This window comes from Gemmatimonas sp. (genome assembly GCF_044345575.1).
In the GTDB taxonomy this organism is placed as follows: domain Bacteria; phylum Gemmatimonadota; class Gemmatimonadetes; order Gemmatimonadales; family Gemmatimonadaceae; genus Gemmatimonas.
The window spans coordinates 1-4,316 of the sequence record NZ_JBIJAW010000278.1; the positions used below are offsets into that span (position 1 = coordinate 1).

4 protein-coding genes and 1 pseudogene are annotated in these 4,316 nt (G+C 65.8%); all 5 read left to right on the forward strand.

Features of this window, described 5'->3' with window-relative positions; genetic code table 11:
* Positions 1-350 (forward strand): helix-turn-helix domain-containing protein (locus ACIQ6O_RS13490; protein ID WP_396208309.1); only part of this gene is annotated, 350 nt, incomplete at its 5' end.
* A 384-nt stretch (positions 351-734) separates the two neighbouring features.
* Entirely contained in the window at positions 735-1,133 is a 399-nt protein-coding gene (locus ACIQ6O_RS13495; RefSeq protein WP_396208310.1) for a response regulator, read from the forward strand.
* 387 nt (positions 1,134-1,520) lie between these two features.
* Positions 1,521-2,051, forward strand: a complete 531-nt coding sequence (locus ACIQ6O_RS13500; protein ID WP_396208311.1) for a MerR family transcriptional regulator — start codon at positions 1,521-1,523, stop codon at positions 2,049-2,051.
* A gap of 306 nt (positions 2,052-2,357) precedes the next feature.
* Positions 2,358-3,959, forward strand: a complete 1,602-nt coding sequence (gene serA, locus ACIQ6O_RS13505) for a phosphoglycerate dehydrogenase (protein ID WP_396208312.1) — start codon at positions 2,358-2,360, stop codon at positions 3,957-3,959.
* A 160-nt stretch (positions 3,960-4,119) separates the two neighbouring features.
* Positions 4,120-4,316: pseudogene (locus ACIQ6O_RS13510) on the forward strand (FAD-binding oxidoreductase); the annotation flags it as partial.

Here is a 4,316-nt window from a genome sequence, read left to right on the forward strand (position 1 = left end):
CGCACAGCTTCCTCCCCAAGGGCGCCTCGCTGACCCGCTCGGCCCAGGACGCCCTCACCGCCTACCGCTGGCCGGGGAACATCCGCGAGCTCAAGAACACCCTCTGGCGCGCGGCTATCCTCGCCGGGACCAGCCCCATCGACGTGGTGCACTTGGGGCTCCCCGGCGATATCCCCGCCCCGCCGACGGGCCGGAACGCCGCGCAGCCCCGCACCCTCGAAGACGCAGAACGCGAAGCCATCCGCGTCGCCCTGGCCGCAGTGCACGGAAATCGGTCAGCTGCTGCCAAAACCCTCGGCATCGCCCGCTCCACGCTCCTGGAAAAGCTCAAGCGGTACGGGCTGGAATAGGGAGGCGGGGAGAACAGGAGGCGCAGGGACGCGGGACCCGGTCGAGCGTCGGGAGAAAAGGGGGAACTGATAATGGGAGAAAAGGAGAAAGAGAGAAAAGGAGACAGTGTCTCATTTTCTCCCCGCCCCCTTTTCTCCCAATTTCAGTTCCCCCCTTTCCCATGTTCTCCCAAGAGAGTCGGGCTGGCACGCCCACCCCACCTCCGACCGAAAATCGCCTGCCCGATTTCCGCACACAAATGACTCACTGAACGGTTTTCGGTCACTACCAAAAGAACACTTTCGTGACCAAGGCAAACCCTAAGCAAATGGCATGCAATGATTTGCAGTCTCGTGCCACTTCCCGGCCCATTTCTCGCACTCTGGTCGGGTATGAAGACCGAAGTGGCTACGAAATCCGTGCTCGTCGTCGAGGATGAGCAGAGCATTCGCGACATCCTCGTCGAGCTGTTCGAAGTTGAAGGGAACACGGTGACCTCGGCCGAGCTTCTCCCTGAGGCACTCGATAAGCTGCGCACGCAGCGGTTCGATCTGATCGTGACGGACCTCCGTCTTGGCGGAAAGCGCGACGGTGGGCTGCAGGTCATGGCCCTCGCCGGCATGCTCTCCCCCGATGCGATGGTGCTCGTTCTGACGGCGTATCCCGACGACTCCAATCGTCAGGCCTCGTTCCGGCTGGGCGCGCTGCACTTCCTCGAAAAGCCCGTGGACCTCGCGACCATCGCGAATCACGCGTCTACAGTTGGGGTGCGCACCGCGTTCGCCACCAGCATCAAAGAGTAGGACCGAGTAGCGGCTGCGGGCCGCATCAGCACCGCAGCACGAACAACTCAAAAACCGCTCCTCGAGAGCGGGCACGAATCGCGCAGTCGCGTCGACACAATCGTCTGGTCGTTCCGGTGGGTGGTGGGTGATACTGGGGAGTGTCACACGGGCGGCCAGGCGAGTCGACAACGACTAGCGCGATTCGTGCATTCATGAGCGTCCCGCAGCGCGGGAAGCGCCAGCCGGAACGCTCACCGGTGAAGCGCCAGCACGTCGAGGCGTAAGCACGTCGAGGCGCCAGCCGGCTCGCGCCGAACGCGCCAGCGCCCTTCCGGTGCGCCCGACCGCTAGTGCCGTTGCGCTGTTCCCCCCGGCCAAACAAAAGCAGCGTATATTTGCCCTCCCATGGCCGAGTCTCCCGTCCCTCTCCTTCGCACTCATGCGCGCCACGCTCCGTGGAATGCGCGCGGCCTCGCCGCTCATGCTGCAGCGCTCGTCGACAGCGCGGGCGTGAAGCCCACGAACGCGAGTGCACGCGCGACGCCGAGTGCGCGCGCCATCCGCTTCTACGTGGCCAACGGTCTGCTCGATCGCCCGGAGGGCGCCGGCACGGCAGCCACGTACGGCTATCGGCATCTGCTGCAACTGCTCGCCATCAAGATCCGCCAGCGCGAAGGGCAGACGCTCGACGCGATCAAGGTGGAGATGAAGGAGACCACCGGCGACGCCCTCGAACGCCGAGTCGCCGCGTCCCTCGCGCCCGCGCTCTCGCTGCACGTCGACCCGGTGCAGAAGAACGCCAACCCCGTCGCCAGCTGGCGCCGCATCAGCATCGCCGACGGTGTGGAGATCCACGTGCGCGACGACTCACCGGCATCGTCGGACGACACGCTCGTGGCACTGCGAGACACGATTCGGCGGCAGTTGGGGGTATAACGGCGGACAGGGATTGGACGGAAGCTGGTGCTCCGGGAGCGAATGCAGCGCGATATGAACCACGGGAACTGCACTCACACGTGCGGTTCCCGTTTGTACTTCGCGTGGAGCCGTTCTCGTCGTTGAAGATCCCGTGCCTCCAGCTCCCGTGCCTCCAGCTCCCGTGCCTCCAGCTCCCGTTCCTCCAGCTCCCGTGCCTCCAGCTCCCGTTCCTCCAGCTCCCGTTCCTCTAACTCCCGTTTTCCCGAAACACCGCAGTCTCGATTTGGCTTTACCATCAGCGCTGCTCGCTGTCTCTCTCACTCGATGCCAATGTTCCGCGTCCTGGTCACCGACGATGTCGATCCGGAGGGTCTCGCCCTTCTTGCCTCCGAGCCGATGCTGCAGGTGGACGAAGTCCCCACGCTGCCCAAGGATGAGCTGCTCGCCCGCATCGGCGACTACGACGCCATCGTCGGTCGCAGCGCGACACGCATCAGCGCCGAACTGCTCAAGGCGGGTACGAAGCTCAAGGTCGTCGGGCGCGCGGGCGTGGGGGTCGACAACGTCGCCGTCGATGTCGCCACCTCGCTTGGTATCGCCGTCATCAATGCGCCCGCCGGCAACACCGTGGCCGTTGCCGAGCTCTTCTTCGGCGCGACGATCGGCCTGCTGCGCCAGATTCCGCGTGCACAACAGGTGATGGAGAACGGCCGCTGGGACCGCAACAGCTTCCTCGGCCGCGAACTCAAGGGCAAGACACTTGGCATCGTGGGACTCGGTCGCATCGGCAGCGAAGTCGCCACGCGCGCGCACGCGTTCGGCATGACCGTGATGGCATACGATCCGTACATCGCCGACGAACGGTTCACGGCGCTGCGCGTGCGGCGTGCACCGAGCCTCGATGCGCTGCTGCACGAAACGAACATCCTCACCGTACACGTACCGCTCACCGACGAAACGAAGGGGATGATCGGCAAGCGCGAGCTTTCGCGCCTCCCCTCGCGCAGCGTGGTGGTGAACATGGCGCGCGGCGGTATCGTCGACGAAGCGGCGCTCGTGGCCGCCCTCGAGAGCGATCAGCTGCGTGGCGCCGCGCTCGACGTGTTCGACGCCGAGCCACTCGCCGTCGACAGTCCGCTGCGCAAGGTGCCCAACCTGCTCCTCACGCCACACCTCGGCGCCAACACCGTGGAAGCGCAGCGCAACGTCTCACGCGACGTGTGTGTCGCCGTGCGTGATGCGCTACTGCGCAACGATCTGTCGAAGAGCCTCAACGTCGCCGGCGGCGCCGTGAGCGAACTGCACGGCGCCATGCTCGTCGCGCGTCGTGCCGCCGCCGTGGCGCGCGCCGTCCTTGCCGATCAGGGCATGCGCGCCGTACGTCGCGTGTCGCTGCGCGTGAGCCCCGACATCGCCCATGGCACCGGTGCACTCCTCGCGTCGGCCGCCGCCGGGGTGCTCGAAGGCGTCATCGAAACCGATCGCCTCAACCTCATCAACGCCCGCTCGCTCGCCGAAGCGCGCGGCCTCGAGTTGAGCGTCGGCGAAAGCAGCGAACTCGGTAATCGCACCGTCGAGGTCGCCCTCGCCGGCGGCATGCAGCAGTTGGCCGTAACCGGCAGCGCCCCCGAAGGGGGGACGCCGCGCCTCACGCAGATCGGCAGCTTTCACATCGACGTGAACCCGAAGCAGACGCTGCTCATCCTCACGAACCACGACGTCCCCGGTGTCATCGGTCGTGTCGGCACCCTGCTCGGCGAGCGCCACGTGAACATCGCCGAGTATCACCAGGCACGTTTGGCACAAGGCGGCGACGCCCTCGCCGCCGTAAGCGTCGACGGTGAGGTCAGCGAAGCAACACGCAAGGCGCTGTTGGATCTCCCCGACGTAGTGACGGCGAGCGTCGTCCACTTCCGGGATGAGTGAGCGAGGCGCGCAGTGATCGCCCCGCGTAGTTGGCAGGGAACGCGCGCAGCGCCGTTCCCCGCGCAAGTCCCACGCAGTTATGGCTGCGCCGTAATCATGACCCATAGCGCAGTTCGTCCATAGCGCCGTTTCCCACTCAGCTCTCAATTCTCGACTCTCAGTGTCTCACCTCTCCCTCGACCACGACGTCCGCTTCGCGCATGCCCGCGACGCCAGCGGTCTCGAGCTCGTCCCCGAGTCCGTCGCGCGCCCGTCGTCCGTCGAGGAGCTGGAAGAGATTCTCAAGGAAGCCACCGCCACTCGCACGTGCGTCACGCCTGCTGGTTGGCAGAGCAGCACCACCGGCGCCAGCATCAC